This window comes from Curtobacterium sp. 320 (assembly GCF_031455235.1).
Taxonomy (GTDB): Bacteria; Actinomycetota; Actinomycetes; order Actinomycetales; family Microbacteriaceae; genus Curtobacterium.
In genome coordinates this window covers 31028-46198 of sequence record NZ_JAVDSI010000020.1, presented here as the reverse complement: position 1 = coordinate 46198, position 15171 = coordinate 31028, and the positions used below count along the sequence as shown (strand labels likewise).

The following is a 15171-nucleotide window of genomic DNA, read 5'->3' as shown; positions in this document are numbered from 1 at the left end:
CCCCTCCCCCACCCCACTCTACGCGGCGAAGTCGCCCCCACCGCCGCGCGCGCTCACCGGACTGGTGGCGCGGTGCCAGCGGCCCCCGCGCCTCCTGTCTGTCTGCGGGTCGCGTCAGGCGATCCGCTTGAACGCCTTGTCGACGTAGCGGTCGACGGTTGCCCGCGCTTCACGCGCGTAGCGGTCGATCGACGCGGTGCGCTCCGGGTCCGGTGCGTACTCGCGGCCGAGCCGAGCGGTGACCGCGGCGAGGACGCCGTCGGTCAGCTGCGGGTTGAGCGGCAGGATCGGCCCCTGCGTGTGCGTGCCGAAGGAGTTGCCGACGATCGCGCCCTCGACCGGGGCGCCCGCCTGGTTGCCGCCGCCGGAGACGACGTCGGCGAACGGCCGGACACCGGCACCGAGTTCGATCCGCGTCGCGTGGTCCTCGAAGCCGGCGAGGCGCGTCGGGGCTCCGGGGAGCAGCGGGTACGCGGTCTCGAGCACGAAGTAGTTCACCCGACGCTCGGCGCCGCGGACGGCACGTGCGTCGAAGACCCCGAAGCCGGACACGGGAGCACCGTCCGTCGGCACGACCTCGGTCGTGGCGAGGTCGAACCCGCCGCCGACGGCCACCACGGGCACCCCGGTAGCGGCGAACTCGCGGAGCGGCGCACCGATGCGTGCGATGTCGTCACCGAGCGACCGCATCGCGCTGAGCGGTCCGTTGCCGATCACGACGACGTCAGCCGTGGTGGGGAGCTCGTCACCCGGCGCGTACTCGAGCACCTCGGTGGCGATGTCCGCGGCTGCGGCCCGACGGACCAGAGCCGCCACGTTGCCGCGGTCGCCCGAGACGCCCATCTGGCGGGGGTAGACGTGCAGGATGGTCAGCCGGTCGGCCGTCATGCGGTCTTCTCCATGTCCGGGTGGCCGAGGGCCTTGCGGGCGATCATCATGATCTCGTAGTTGACGATGAAGTTCTTCGTCCCGGAGGTCGTCGAACCGAGCTGCTCCATCTGCTTGATCGCGGCCTCGACGTCGGGCTCGACCCGGCCGATGCGAACACCGGCGTGCTCGAGGGCGATCGCGATCTGCCAGGCCTTGTCGCCGGAGACGACGTCGACGTGGTCGAGCTTCGAGAAGTCGATGTCGTAGATCCAGGAGATGTCCGGCGTGCCCTCGTCGATCGCCATGAGCACCTGTTCCGGGTGGTCCGGCAGGGCGTCGAGGTTGAGCTGGAGGCTCGCGGCGTTCTTGAACATCGTGAACTCGGCGGACTCGCCCGCGATGGGGAGTCGCTCACCGCGTCCGTACGCCGGCTTCATCGTGCCGAAGGCCGACGTCACGGCGTCGGCGCGGAACTGCGCACCGAGTGCGGCACTCGCCGTCGCGGTGGCCGCTGCCGCGTCGACGGCGTAGTGCAGCCCGCGAGCCGGCAGGCGGACGGAGATCTCGGCGCCGTCGAAGCGGATGGTCGCACTGTCGCCGGTGTTCACCACGACCTCGGCGTCGGCCACGTTCGGCACGGCGTCCTGCCGGTCGAAGTCGTCGGCGTTCTGCAGGCCGTTCGGTGCAGCGGCGACGACCTCGGCGCTGGCACCGAAGCGCAGCACGCGCTGGCCGTCCGTGCCGACGTACGCGTCGAGGAACTGGTCGTCACGGTTGGTGATGACGTTCGCGGTCGACAGCGCCGCGGTGTCGAGCATCATCGTCGCGACGCGCTCGGTCTCGAAGAACCGGTAGAGCTGGTCGACCTGGACGTTGAGCATCGTCACGGTGGACGGCGACAGGATCCCGGCGAGCTCGACCGCGAAGGCCTCGTCCACCTCGAGGATGCCGATGTCCGCCTTGAGCTTGCCGGTCAGCGACACCTCGGACAGCAGCGCCGAGGCGATGCCCTGCGGCAGGTTCGCCCCGGACGGGTTCGTGAAGACCCGCAGCCCGTGCGCCCGCACGATGTCGGAGATCATGTGGGTCGTCGTCGACTTGCCGTTCGAACCGAGCACGAAGACGACGCCGTTCGGGAACTGCGCGGTGACGTGCTGGAGGAAGTTCGGCACCAGCTTGAGCACGATGTACCCGGGGTAGGCGGATCCCCCGCCCCGCGCACGTGCGAGGGCGCGGAGGATCCGCCCGACGAGGATCGGGATGACGAAGCGCATCGGCCTACTCGAGGTAGTCGCGCAGCGACTGCGACCGCGACGGGTGGCGGAGCTTCGCCATCGTCTTGGACTCGATCTGACGGATGCGCTCACGCGTCACGCCGAACGTGTCACCGATCTGGTCGAGGGTCTTCGGCTGGCCGTCCCCGAGACCGAAGCGCATGCGGATGACGCCCGCCTCACGCTCGGACAGCGAGTCGAGCAGGCTCTCGAGCTGCTTCTGCAGCATCGTGAACCCGACGGCGTCGGCCGGGACGACTGCCTCGGTGTCCTCGATCAGGTCGCCGAACTCTGAGTCGCCGTCCTCACCCAGCGGGGTGTGGAGCGAGATGGGCTCGCGGCCGTACTTCTGCACCTCGACGACCTTCTCCGGGGTCATGTCGAGCTCGCGGGCGAGCTCTTCCGGGGTGGGTTCGCGACCGAGGTCCTGCAGCATCTGGCGCTGGACGCGGGCCAGCTTGTTGATGACCTCGACCATGTGGACCGGGATGCGGATCGTGCGGGCCTGGTCGGCCATGGCACGGGTGATCGCCTGACGGATCCACCAGGTGGCGTAGGTCGAGAACTTGAAGCCCTTGGTGTAGTCGAACTTCTCGACCGCACGGATCAGGCCCAGGTTGCCTTCCTGGATGAGGTCGAGGAACTGCATGCCGCGGCCGGTGTAGCGCTTGGCGAGCGACACGACCAGGCGGAGGTTCGCGCCGAGCAGGTGCGACTTCGCGCGCTGACCGTCACGGGCGACCCAGCGCAGCTCGCGCTCTTCCGGCTTCGAGAGCCCGGTCGAGTGCTGCAGCTTGTCCTCGGCAAACAGGCCGGCCTCGATGCGCATCGCGAGCTCGACCTCCTGCTCGGCGTTGAGGAGGGCGACCTTGCCGATCTGCTTGAGGTAGTCCTTCACCGGGTCGGCGGTGGCACCGGTGATCGTCGTGGAGTAGACCGGCGCCTCGTCGTCGTCGGACTGCGAGATGACCAGCGCACCCGCGGCGACAGCTGCTGCGGCGTCCGGCTTGGTGTCCTTCTCGTCGGTCTCGGTGTCGGCGTCGTCGGTCGCGTCGGCCTCGGCGACCGGGGTCTCCTCGTCGATGTCCTCGTCGTCGTCGGCCTTCTTCTTCGCCTTCGGGGTGGCCTTCTTCGGGGCGGCCTTCTTGGCGGTGGTCTTGGTGGCGCGCTTCTTCGGCGCGGCCGTCCCCTCGGCTTCCGCAGCGCTCTCTGCTGCGGTGCCCTCGGGCTCGGTGTCCTTCGTGGGATCGATCGTCGTGCTCCGGGCAGCCATGCGATCACCTCTCTCGTCGTGCCACGTTCGTGGGGTCGTGGCCTCCCTCGCCGCCCAGGGCCTGCGCCGCGGTCTCCCGCGTCATCAGGTCCTACCGTTCCGGGCAGCACTAGGACCCATGTCAAGTCCCCCGGTTTCTGCGGCGCACTGGAGTGCTCCGAGACACAGGAGGCCCGAACGGGTCCGCGTTCATTATTGCACGCTCCGCTTCCGCAGGCGCGCAACGAGTGCAACCCAGAGCGGCCCCACCCGTATTCCGTCCTGGGCGTGCAGCACCCGGCGCGTGCGACGACGGGCGTGCAGCAGCATCACGACACCGATCCCGACCACGACGTACTGCACGGTGAGGGCCAGCCGGAAGTTCGTCCACGCGAACACGGTCTGCCCCGACGCCGACGACGCGAGGTCGAGGATCGTGCCGATCAGGAACATCATCACGAACGCGGCGAGGAACCCGCCGACGTTGACCACGCCGTTCGCCGACCCGAGGGAGCCGACGGGGTTGAAGGACCGCGCGAAGTCGAACCCGATGAGCGACCCCGGCCCGCCGATCCCCATCACGACGACGAGCACGACGAGCAACCACGTGGGCGGCTGTCCGGGCCACACGAGCACGGCGGTCCACACCACGGCGAGGGCGACGACGATCCCGAGCACCAGGTTCGACCGCCGCAGCGGGAACCGGGCGCAGAGCACGCCGAGCACCGGCCCGGCGACGAACCCGGTGACGACGATCACGGTGAGGAAGCCGGCCGCCTCGGACGGGGAGTACCCCAGCCCGCGCAGCATCGGGACGCCCCAGAGCAGCGAGAAGACCGTTCCGGAGGACTGCGTGACGTAGTGGGACCAGAAGCCGAGCTGGGTACCGGGACGCCGCAGCGCGTGCCCGAAGGTGTGGAACGCGCCCCGCCAGGTGTGCGGCAGCGGGATCGTGTCGGTACGCACCGGCACGGGGCCGTTCCGGACGAAGACGAACGCCAGCACGAGCCCGACGGCACTCGCGGCCGCGGCGACGCCGAACGCCGGCGACCACCCCGCGGTGTGCAGCAGCACGGCGAAGGGGAACGCCGACAGGATCTGCCCGACCTGTCCGAGGTTGCCGGTCCACTGCGAGATCTGCGGCAGGATCGGCCCGCTGAACCACATCGGCACGAGGCGGATCACGGAGATGAAGGTCATCGCGTCCCCGGCGCCGACGAGCACACGCCCCGCGATCGCCGGCCCGATGGTGGGCGACACCGCCACCACGGCCTGGCCGGCGACGAGCAGCGCGGCCCCCAGCAGCACGAGTCGGCGCGGCCCGACGCGGTCGAGGGCGATCCCCACCGGGATCTGGAGTCCGGCGTAGACGGCGATCTGCACGACCGCGAGCGTCGACAGCACCGCCGCCGACACCGCGAAGCGGTCCTGCGCGTCGACCCCGGAGACCCCGAGCGAGGACCGCTGCACGACCGCGAGGACGTACGCGAGCACCGCGACGCCCCACACGAGGAAGGCGCGGCGGGAGTTCACGTCACCAGGCTAGCGGGGGCGGCACCGCCGCCGGGACGGGCTGTGGAGAACGTGACGAGCGGGGCGGACGTGTGTCGCGCCTCCCGTCCGACGGCCCAGGAGGCGCGACCCGCCTCCGCCATGTCGGTGCGGCTGGTCGGTACGGCTAGTCGCCGCTCGCGTCGCCGTCGGTTCGGCGGTCCGCCAGGAAGCGTTCCAGCTCGGCGGCGATCGCGTCTGCAGTGGGGACCTGCCCGTCGACGCCGGTGAGCGGCGACGCGATCGGGTTGCCCTCCATGTAGGTGTCGTGCCGTTCCTCGAGCACCCCGACCAGACGCTGCAGCTCCTCGTTGCCGGCGACCTGCTCGTCGACGCGGGTGCGGAACTCGCGTCCTTCTTCGCGCAGCTCGTCGGAGGGGAAGATGAGGCCGGTGGCAGCGGAGATGCCGGAGAGCGCCGCGACGGCGGCGTCCGGGAACTCGGTGTCGGACAGGTAGTGCGGGACGAGCAGGACGAGTCCGGTGACCTGTTCGCCGAGCTCGGACAGCCGGTGCTCGACGAGGTGCAGGACGTTCGCGGGCGCCTGGGTCTCGGGCTTCCAGACGCTCATCTGCTCGACGAGGTCGGCGCGCGTGCCGGAGACGGTGAGGCTGATCGGGCGCGTGTGCGGGACAGGCATCGGGATCGACTGGACCCACGTGGTGTCGGCGACCCGGAGCTGGGCGGCGAGGTCGGTGACCGCGCGGACGAACCGGTTCCACTGGAAGTCCGGCTCGTACCCGGAGAGGAAGAGGAACGGCTGGCCGATCTCGTCACGCACGAGGTGCAGCCGGAGCCGCGGGGGCTCGACGGCGGCGATGTGGTCGTGCTCGAAGGTGATCACCGGGCGGCGTGCACGCCAGTCGAGCAGGACGTCCGGGTCGAACTCGGCGACGAGCTCCGTCTCGAGGTCGTCCAGGACGGCGGTCGTCACCTGCGCCACGGCCGAGCCGGCGTCGGCGAACCCGGTGAGTCCGGCGACCAGGTGCAGCCCCTCGGGGACGGACGGCGCGTCCTCGGCGAAGGTGTAGAGCTCCTCGGGGTGGTTCACCGTCCCCATGCTAGGCGGGGAGCCGGTGTCCCCCGGTGCCGGGCGACCACGCCGACAGCGAACACCTGCTGGATAGGGTTGGGGCATGGTCCGACCGACGCTCTCCACTGACTCCTCCGCTCCCGCCTCCATCTCCGCCGACGTCCTCGTGCTCGGTGTCCGGCCCGGGTCCGACGGCGCTCCCGCGACCATCGCGCCGCCCGCCACGACGCCGTTCTCCGCGCTGGACGGCATCGACCTCGCCGCCATCGGTGCGACCGGTGCGAAGGACCAGCTCGTGCGTATCCCCGCCGTCGGTGTCGACGCGCATGGCATCGCGCTCATCGGGCTCGGCTCCGGCACCGACGCAGCGGCACTCCGCTCGGCCGCCGGCAGCGCGGTCCGCCAGCTCCCCCTCGCGTCGTCGATCGTCCTCGCGCTGCCGACCGACACGACCGAGCTCATCGACGCCGCACTGGAGGGCGCCGCGCTCGGTGCCTACTCGTTCACCCGGCACAAGGGCGCCGGCACGACCGGTCCCGCCCGCGGGGACCAGCAGGTGACCGTGCTGGCACCCTCCGCCGCGGCCGACGCCACCGTCCGCCCGGCGATCGTCGGCGACGCCGCCACGCTCGTGCGCGACCTCGTCAACACCGCTGCCGGTGACCTCGGCCCGGCGGACGTCGCCGACGTCGCCCGTGCGCAGGCCGAGGGGCTCCCCCTCACCGTCGAGGTCCTCGACGAGACCGCGCTCGAGGAACAGGGCTTCGGCGGCATCCTCGGTGTCGGTCGCGGCTCGGAGCGCCCACCGCGGCTCGTCGTCGTCCGGTACGCGCCGGAGTCCGCGACGAAGCACCTCGCACTCGTCGGCAAGGGCATCACGTTCGACTCGGGTGGTCTCTCGCTCAAGCCGGCCGCCTCCATGCTCGGCATGAAGACCGACATGACGGGTGCCGCCACCGTCCTCGCCGCGACCGTCGCCGCCGCGCATCTCGGACTCGACGTCCGCGTCACCGCGTGGCTGTGCCTGGCGGAGAACATGCCCTCCGGCTCGGCGACGCGCCCCGGCGACGTCCTCACGCTGAAGAACGGCAAGACCGTCGAGGTCACGAACACCGACGCCGAGGGCCGACTCGTGCTGGGTGACGGCATGGCTGCCGCGTCGCTCGAGCAGCCCGACGCCATCGTCGACGTCGCGACGCTGACCGGGGCGCAGGTCGTCGCGCTCGGCGACCGCACCACCGGCCTCATGGGCAGCGACGACCTCGTCGCGCAGGTCCGCGCGGTCGCCGGGGCCGTGGCGGAGCCGATCTGGCCGATGCCGCTCCCCGAGGAGCTCGACGCCCGACTCGCGAGCGAGGTCGCCGACATGGTCAACGCCACCGTCGGCAACCCGGCGGGCGGCATGCTCCTCGCGGGCAAGTTCCTCGAGCGCTTCGTCGGCGAGGGCATCCCGTGGGCGCACCTCGACATCGCCGGTCCGTCGGAGAACAAGGGCGGCGGCTACGGGTGGCTCGGCAAGGGCGCGACCGGCGCCATGGTCCGGACGCTCATCTCGCTCGCAGAAGAGCTCCAGGCCAAGTAGTAGGTTTGACTCCGGCGGGACGGCGCGCTCGACGCGCCCCCGCCGGAAACCAACGGGACGGGACCGGAACCATGCGGTCCGACCGTCGGACGCCGCCGCCGCGGTGTCCAGTGGGGCCCGATCGGTCCCGACACGCACGAGGGAGTTGCACCAGGTGACGGAACAGACTTACGACGTCGTGGTCCTCGGTGGCGGCAGTGGTGGCTACGCCGCTGCGCTCCGGGCCGCCGAGCTCGGCATGAGCGTCGCGCTCATCGAGGGAGACAAGCTCGGGGGGACGTGTCTGCACCGCGGCTGCATCCCGACGAAGGCGCTGCTGCACGCGGCCGAGGTCGCCGACGCGACGCGCGACGCCGAGAAGTACGGCGTCATCGCCGAGTTCGCCGGTGTCGAGGTCCCGAAGGTCATCGAGTACCAGCAGGGCGTCATCTCGTCGAAGTACAAGGGCCTCCAGGGGCTCATCAAGGCACGCGGGATCACCGTCGTCGAGGGCTGGGGCCGCCTCACCTCGCAGAACACCGTGCAGGTCGGCGACCAGACCGTGACCGGCAAGAACATCGTGCTCGCGACCGGCTCCTACTCGAAGTCGCTCCCCGGCCTCGAGATCGGTGGTCGCGTGATCACCTCCGAGACCGCCCTGCGCATGGACTACGTGCCGAACAAGGTCGTCATCCTCGGTGGTGGCGTCATCGGCGTCGAGTTCGCCAGCGTCTGGAAGTCCTTCGGTGCCGAGGTGACGATCGTCGAGGCGCTCCCCCACCTCGTCCCGGCCGAGGACGAGTCGATGTCGAAGCAGCTCGAGCGTGCGTTCCGCAAGCGCGGCATCGAGTTCTCGCTCGGTGTCCGGTTCCAGGGCGTCGAGCAGCACGAGAACGGCGTGGTCGTCACGCTCGAGGACGGCAAGACCTTCGACGGCGACATCCTGCTCGTCGCGGTCGGCCGTGGCCCCGTGACGCAGAACGTCGGCTACGACGAGGTCGGCGTCGCGATGGACCGCGGGTTCGTCACCACGAACGAGCGCCTCGCCACGAACATCCCGAACGTGTACGCCGTCGGCGACATCGTTCCGGGCCTGCAGCTCGCGCACCGCGGCTTCCAGCAGGGCATCTTCGTCGCCGAGGAGATCGCCGGGCTCAACCCGGTCATCATCGAGGACAAGAACATCCCGAAGATCACGTACTCCGACCCCGAGGTCGCATCGGTCGGTCTCTCGCAGGCCAAGGCCGAAGAGCAGTTCGGCGCCGACAAGGTGGACTCGTACGAGTACAACCTCGCCGGCAACGGCAAGAGCCACATCATCGGCACGTCCGGTTCGGTCAAGGTCGTCCGTGTGGTCGACGGCCCCGTCGTCGGCGTCAGCATGATCGGCGCCCGGGTCGGCGAGCTCATCGGCGAGGCACAGCTCGCCGTGAACTGGGAGGCCTACCCCGAGGACGTCGCGCCGCTCGTCCACGCGCACCCGACGCAGAACGAGGCACTCGGCGAGGCGTTCCTGCACCTCGCGGGCAAGCCGCTGCACGCACTGTGAACACCATGACCACCACCACGAACCACCCCTGCGAAGAGGAGTCCACCCGATGAGCGAATCCGTCAACCTCCCGGCGCTCGGCGAGAGCGTCACCGAGGGCACGGTGACCCGATGGCTGAAGAACGTCGGTGACCGGGTCGAGGTCGACGAGCCGCTGCTCGAGGTCTCGACCGACAAGGTCGACACCGAGATCCCGTCGCCGATCGCCGGCGTCGTGGAGGAGATCCTCGTGCAGGAGGACGAGACCGTCGAGGTCGGCACCGCGCTGGTGAAGATCGGCGACGGGTCGTCCGACGGTGGTTCCTCCGACGGCGGCTCCACCGAGTCGGACGAGTCCTCGAACGAGGCCGCCGCCGACGCCGAGGAGCCCGAGGCGGCACCGAGCACCGAGCAGGAGTCCGAGACCCCTGCCCCGGAGCCGACCGAGCCCGAGCCGGCGCCCGCCGGTCAGACGCAGCCCGCTGCGCCGCAGGCCCCGGCAGCACCGCCCGCCGCCGCCCCGGTGCCGCAGGCCGCTCCGGTCCCGCCGCCCGCCGCTGCCCCGCCGGCAGCGGTCCCGGCTCCGGCTGCCGCTCCGGCTCCGGCTGCCGCCTCGGGTGGCTCGGCCGCCAGTGCCTCGGTGCCGAACCCGACGCAGGACGCCTCGGCCTCCGGCTACGTCACCCCGCTCGTGCGCAAGCTCGCGAACGAGCAGGGTGTCGACCTCTCGACCGTCACCGGCTCCGGCGTCGGCGGTCGCATCCGCAAGGAAGACGTCCTCGCCGCCGCCGAAGCCGCTGCCAAGGCCCCGGCCGCCGGTGGTTCCGCCGCTGCGGCTCCGTCCGGGCCGTTCGTCGCCGAGGTGTCGCCGCTGCGTGGCACCCGCGAGAAGATGACCCGCCTCCGCAAGGTCGTCGCCGAGCGCGCCGTGCAGTCGATGACCTCGACCGCGCAGCTCACCAGCGTCGTCGAGGTGGACGTGACGAAGGTCGCGCAGTTCCGTGACGCGCACAAGGCCGAGTTCCTCGAGAAGACCGGTTCGAAGCTCTCCTTCATGCCGTTCTTCGCCCTCGCGGCGTCCGAGGCGCTCAAGGCGCACCCGAAGATCAACTCGACCGTCGAGGGCGAGGAGATCGTCTACCCGGAGACCGAGAACGTCTCCATCGCGGTGGACACCGAGCGCGGCCTGCTCACCCCGGTGATCAAGGACGCGGCGTCGCTCAACCTGGCGCAGTTCTCGCAGTCGATCGCGGACCTCGCCGAGCGCACCCGCAACAACCAGCTCAAGCCGGACGAGCTCGCGGGTGGCACGTTCACGCTGACGAACACCGGTTCGCGTGGCGCGCTGTTCGACACCCCCGTGGTGTTCCTGCCGCAGTCGGCGATCCTCGGCACGGGCATCGTGACGAAGCGTCCGGCGGTCGTGAAGGTCGACGGGCAAGAGGCCATCGCGATCCGTTCGTTCGTCTACCTCGCGCTGTCGTACGACCACCGGATCATCGACGGCGCCGACGCGTCGCGCTACCTCGTCGCGGTGAAGAACCGCCTCGAGGAGGGCAACTTCGGCCCGAACCTCGGGTACTGAGCCCAGCGCTCGTCGTACTCCGGACGGCCCCGATCCCTCCGTGGATCGGGGCCGTTCCCCGTTGCCGGCGTGTTCAGCCGATCGTGAAGACCACCGCCGCGGTCAGGCCCGCCGCGACCACGACCCCCACCAGCGCGCGTCGGAGCGGCAGCCGTCTCCCACCGCCGATGAGGAGGCCGTGCTGGACGACCCCGCGCAGCGCCGTCTCGAGGGAACCAGCCGGCCGCGGTGGCATCGCCGTGCGCTCGGGCAGCCCGACGAGCAGGTCGTCCGACGGCCGTTCCCATCGGACCGGGCGCGGCGCCGCGGCCGCTCGGACCACCGCCAACGCCGCACGCACCGCCGTCGTGTCGCCGTCGAGGGCCTCGGCGAGGGCGCCATCGACGGCCGGACGGTCCGGCGCGCGTGCGTCGATCCGCTCCCACACCAGCCGGGCCGCGAGGACCAGGACCCTCGCGCCGCTCTGGTCGGACCGACGGACGCCGTCCGACCCGGGTGGCCGGTCGCACAGCACGACCGCACCGGCATCGTCCACCAGGACGTCGTCGAGCCCCGCGGAGCCGATCTGCACCGCGCCGGAGCGTTCGGTCACCGCGAGCTCGAGCATCGGGACGGTGAGCGTCACGGCGACACCGGTGGTCGGCGTGCCGAGGGTGTCGAGTGCCGCGGACAGCACCGTCCCCGCGGGACGGAGGACGTCGACGGCGAGCCGTCCGTCCGCCAGCCGGCCGACGTCGACGACCGGGACGAGGTGCCGTGCCGAGGGATCCGGGGCGATGGCGGCGCGGTCGGCGACCCAGGCGAGGAACGGCTGCTCGTCGTCCACCGCGTGCCACCGGACGTGATCGGAGAGCGTCTGCATCCGGACAGCCTGGCCGGGCCCGCCCAGCCTCCGGCGGACGGGACGCCGTCCTGTGGAGAACGCTGTTCGCCCACAGCCAGAGCATCGACGGTCCTCGGAAGTCGGGACAGGCCGTATCCTGGTCGCATGGCACGCAGCAGTTCTCAAGGTACGACGGCGAAGGAGCCGGGTCGTCTCAAGCAGATGTACCAGGTCTTCACGATGACCCGTCGGGCGGACCCGAGCTCCGTCTGGTGGTTCGCCCTGGCGTTCGTCGTCCCGGTGGTGCTGGGCGTTCTGCTCGCCCTGCTGCTGCCCGGGCAGAACTGGCTCGCGGTCATCCTCTGGATCGTGGCCGGCGTGCTGCTGGGTGTGCTGCTCTTCCTGATCGTCCTCGGTCGGCTGGCCGAACGTGCCGCCTACTCGCAGATCGAGGGGCAGCCCGGTGCCGTCGGTGCCGTGCTGTCGAACTCGCTCCGCCGCCAGTGGCGCTCGAGCGAGATGCCGGTCGCGGTGCACGGTCGTTCGCAGGCCGCTGTCTACCGGGCCGTCGGCACCCCGGGCGTCGTGCTCATCACCGAGGGTCAGCGCGGCAACCTCAACCGCCAGGTCGACGAGGAGCGCCGCAAGGTCCAGCGCATCGTCCCGAACGTCCCGGTGCACGTCGTGCACGTGGCCAGCGGCAAGGACGGCGACGGTGACGACTCCGTGACGCTGCACAAGCTCCCCCGTGCCATGAACAAGTTCAAGAAGGCGCTCAACCGCAACGAGGTCCTGGCGGTCGCGAACCGGCTCGACTCCCTCACGCAGAGCCCGGCCGCGGCGATCCCGAAGGGGATGGACCCGATGCGGGCCCGCGCGGGACGTCCGCGCTGACGGACTCCCCAACAGCCGACGAACGCCCCCGACCGTGCCAGGTCGGGGGCGTTCTGCGTCCGCGCGCCGCCTGGCAGGGCGGGCGCTGGCGCGGTGGGGTCGGCGGCGTCGCGCAGTGCGGCGGCGCGCAGTACGGCGTCCGCGCGGCGTCATGCGACGTCGGCGGCCTCGCACGGTGCGGCTCTCGCCAGTCGGTGCGAGGTCGACCAGGCGGTGCGGGCTCGTCGTGCGGCGCCGAGTGGGCAACTCCACGCCCGGCGAAGCACTTCGCACCGTGCAGCGCGGGTCCCGTGCGCTGGCGGTCCGAACGTCGGCGATGGGTCGATCGCGCACCGTGCGAGGTTCGGCGCACCGTGGGACCGGTGCCTGCTCGCACTGACGACGGAACCTCGCACCGTGCTGCGCCGCGCTCTCGCGCCGCCCGCGCCACGCGCTCCGCACGGCCGCGCTCTCGCCCCTCCGCGCCACAGCCCCCTCAGCGCCGCACCAACACCGTCCCCGCGATCCGGTCGTGCGCCCCACGGCTGTCGCGGTCGATGATCAGCGCCGGCACGACGAGGCACAGCAGCACCGTCCGCACCACCGGCCGCCAGACCCCGACGTATCCGCCGCGCATCGGCACCACCCGGAGCCCGACGCACACGTGCCCGAACGACCCCGACAGCAGGCAGATGAACAGGATCTGCAGCACGGCGAAGATCGCGATCTGGATCCACGAGTGTGCGATGTCCCCCGAGCCGTTCACCGGCGACCACACACCGGTCACGTACGCCACAAGGTCGGCCAGCGCGCCGTCGATCAGCAGGGCCACGATCCGGCGGCCGATCCGCCCGACGCTGCGGGGCCCCTCTTCCGGCAGACCGAGGTCCTTGCCCGGCCAGCCGTCGGGATGCCCCGATCCCCCGGAGGACGACGCGGACGACGAACTGGTGCTGCGGGCCATGGTCCCAGCGTAGGCGAACGGGTCGACGTAACACGCACGAAACAATCCAGTCATGTCCGGGAAACTCGGTGTCAATAGCCTCGTCGGAGGGTGCCGAGATGGACCCTCCGACATCACCCAACCCATTGGAGATCGGCCCACATGTTCAGCGATTCCTCCGAGGTCCTGGCCTTCATCAAGGACACCGACGTCAAGTTCCTCGACATCCGGTTCACGGACCTGCCGGGTGTGCAGCAGCACTTCAACATCCCGGCCTCCACCGTCGACGAGGACTTCTTCTCGGTCGGCCAGCTCTTCGACGGCTCCTCGATCCGCGGCTTCGCGTCGATCCACGAGTCCGACATGCAGCTCATCCCCGACGTGACGACGGCGTACATCGACCAGTTCCGCGCCGAGCGCACGCTGATCATGATCTTCGACATCTACAACCCGCGGAACGGCGAGATCTACGGCCGTGACCCGCGTCAGGTCGCCAAGAAGGCGGAGAAGTACCTCGCGTCGACGGGCATCGCGGACACCGCGTTCTTCGCCCCCGAGGCCGAGTTCTACATCTTCGACGACGTCCGCTACTCGGTCACCCAGAACAAGTCGTTCTACTCGGTTGACTCCGAAGAGGGCGCCTGGAACACCGGTCGCGAGGAAGAGGGCGGCAACCTCGCCAACAAGACCCCCTACAAGGGCGGCTACTTCCCCGTGTCGCCGGTCGACAAGACGGCCGACCTCCGCGACGACATCACCCTCAAGCTGATCGAGGCGGGCTTCGAGCTCGAGCGCTCGCACCACGAGGTGGGCACCGGCGGCCAGCAGGAGATCAACTACAAGTTCGACACGATGGTCCACGCCGCGGACGACATCCTGAAGTTCAAGTACATCGTCAAGAACACCGCCGACCAGTGGGGCAAGGTCGCCACGTTCATGCCGAAGCCGCTCTTCGGTGACAACGGTTCGGGCATGCACACCCACCAGTCGCTCTGGAGCGACGGCAAGCCGCTGTTCTACGACGAGAACGGCTACGGCGGCCTGTCCGACCTCGCCCGCTGGTACATCGGTGGCATCCTCAAGCACGCCCCGGCGCTGCTCGCCTTCACGAACCCGTCGATCAACTCGTACCACCGTCTGGTGAAGGGCTTCGAGGCCCCGGTCAACCTGGTCTACTCGGCCGGCAACCGCTCCGCCGCGATCCGCATCCCGATCACGGGCACGAACCCCAAGGCCAAGCGCATCGAGTTCCGCGCGCCGGACGCCTCGGGCAACCCGTACCTCGCGTTCGCCGCGCAGCTGATGGCGGGCCTCGACGGCATCCAGAACCGCATCGAGCCGCACGAGCCGGTCGACAAGGACCTCTACGAGCTCCCGCCGGAAGAGGCGAAGGGCATCCCCCAGGTCCCCGGCTCCCTCGACGAGGCGCTCGAGGCGCTCGAGGCGGACCACGAGTTCCTCACGAAGGGCAACGTCTTCACCGAGGACCTCATCCAGACCTGGATCGACTACAAGCGCGAGAACGAGATCCTCCCGCTCGCGCAGCGCCCGCACCCGTTCGAGTACGAGCTCTACTTCGGCGTCTGACGCGCACCGCACACGAACGCCCCCGCACCGCTTCTCCGGTGCGGGGGCGTTCTCGCTGTGCCGACACTCGCCTGCGGGCCCGGCTACCGGGTGAGAACGTGCCTGCCTGGAGGCGCGGCGCACGCCCGGCGGGCCGGCACCGCGCCTCCAGGCGGTCCCCTCGCACGTTCCTTCCCATCACACGCGCGCTGCCATGACGAATCGGGCGTACCTGGTCGGAAGTTCCGACCAGGTACGCCCGATTCGACCAGGTGCGCCCGAACGCGCCGGGCACACGAGAACGGGGCCCGT

The 15171-nt window shown here is 70.6% G+C and carries 12 protein-coding genes; 5 read left to right on the top strand and 7 right to left on the bottom strand.

Translation table 11 applies throughout. From position 1 onward, the window contains the following. Nucleotides 1-114: 114 nt before the first annotated feature. The 5 genes from J2X60_RS17915 to J2X60_RS17895 all read right to left on the bottom strand — a co-directional run bounded on the left by J2X60_RS17915 (nt 115) and on the right by J2X60_RS17895 (nt 6007). Complete coding sequence (locus tag J2X60_RS17915) at nt 115-888, bottom strand: hypothetical protein (protein ID WP_309779445.1); 774 nt, start codon at nt 886-888, stop codon at nt 115-117. Next, nucleotides 885-2144: a MurT ligase domain-containing protein gene (locus tag J2X60_RS17910; protein ID WP_309889444.1), complete on the bottom strand. Its 1260-nt coding sequence runs from the start codon at nt 2142-2144 to the stop codon at nt 885-887. Before J2X60_RS17910 ends, J2X60_RS17915 begins: the two co-directional genes overlap by 4 nt. Nucleotides 2145-2148: 4 nt before the next feature. After that, complete coding sequence (locus J2X60_RS17905) at nt 2149-3417, bottom strand: RNA polymerase sigma factor (protein WP_309779443.1); 1269 nt, start codon at nt 3415-3417, stop codon at nt 2149-2151. A gap of 192 nt (nt 3418-3609) precedes the next feature. Beyond that, nucleotides 3610-4929, bottom strand: coding sequence for an MFS transporter (locus J2X60_RS17900; protein ID WP_309889441.1), 1320 nt, complete (start codon nt 4927-4929; stop codon nt 3610-3612). A 145-nt stretch (nt 4930-5074) separates the two neighbouring features. Continuing rightward, nucleotides 5075-6007 (bottom strand): proteasome assembly chaperone family protein, encoded by a 933-nt coding sequence (locus tag J2X60_RS17895; protein ID WP_070418794.1) that lies wholly within the window; start codon nt 6005-6007, stop codon nt 5075-5077. A 76-nt stretch (nt 6008-6083) separates the two neighbouring features. Here J2X60_RS17895 and J2X60_RS17890 point away from each other — a divergent pair, with 76 nt between their 5' ends. The 3 genes from J2X60_RS17890 to sucB all read left to right on the top strand — a co-directional run bounded on the left by J2X60_RS17890 (nt 6084) and on the right by sucB (nt 10654). After that, nucleotides 6084-7562: a leucyl aminopeptidase gene (locus J2X60_RS17890; protein WP_309889439.1), complete on the top strand. Its 1479-nt coding sequence runs from the start codon at nt 6084-6086 to the stop codon at nt 7560-7562. Nucleotides 7563-7716: 154 nt separating this feature from the next. Continuing rightward, nucleotides 7717-9090, top strand: coding sequence for a dihydrolipoyl dehydrogenase (lpdA, locus tag J2X60_RS17885; RefSeq protein ID WP_309889437.1), 1374 nt, complete (start codon nt 7717-7719; stop codon nt 9088-9090). Between the two features lie 49 nt (nt 9091-9139). Continuing rightward, nucleotides 9140-10654 (top strand): 2-oxoglutarate dehydrogenase, E2 component, dihydrolipoamide succinyltransferase, encoded by a 1515-nt coding sequence (gene sucB, locus J2X60_RS17880; protein WP_071295246.1) that lies wholly within the window; start codon nt 9140-9142, stop codon nt 10652-10654. Between the two features lie 73 nt (nt 10655-10727). On the opposite strand, the gene J2X60_RS17875 is transcribed toward sucB, so the two are convergent. Continuing rightward, nucleotides 10728-11516 carry a hypothetical protein gene (locus J2X60_RS17875; protein ID WP_309889430.1) on the bottom strand — a complete coding sequence of 263 codons (789 nt, stop codon included), beginning with the start codon at nt 11514-11516 and terminating at the stop codon, nt 10728-10730. A 126-nt stretch (nt 11517-11642) separates the two neighbouring features. On the opposite strand from J2X60_RS17875, the gene J2X60_RS17870 reads away from it, so the two are divergent. Next, nucleotides 11643-12371 carry a DUF4191 family protein gene (locus J2X60_RS17870; RefSeq protein ID WP_309779440.1) on the top strand — a complete coding sequence of 243 codons (729 nt, stop codon included), beginning with the start codon at nt 11643-11645 and terminating at the stop codon, nt 12369-12371. A gap of 475 nt (nt 12372-12846) precedes the next feature. Here the strand turns inward: J2X60_RS17870 and J2X60_RS17865 are convergent, their stop codons facing one another. Continuing rightward, nucleotides 12847-13314 (bottom strand): RDD family protein, encoded by a 468-nt coding sequence (locus J2X60_RS17865; protein WP_070418788.1) that lies wholly within the window; start codon nt 13312-13314, stop codon nt 12847-12849. Between the two features lie 141 nt (nt 13315-13455). On the opposite strand from J2X60_RS17865, the gene glnA reads away from it, so the two are divergent. Beyond that, a complete protein-coding gene (gene glnA, locus J2X60_RS17860; protein WP_070418787.1) occupies nt 13456-14880 on the top strand; it encodes a type I glutamate--ammonia ligase in 1425 nt (474 codons plus the stop codon). The last annotated feature ends 291 nt before the right edge of the window (nt 14881-15171 follow it).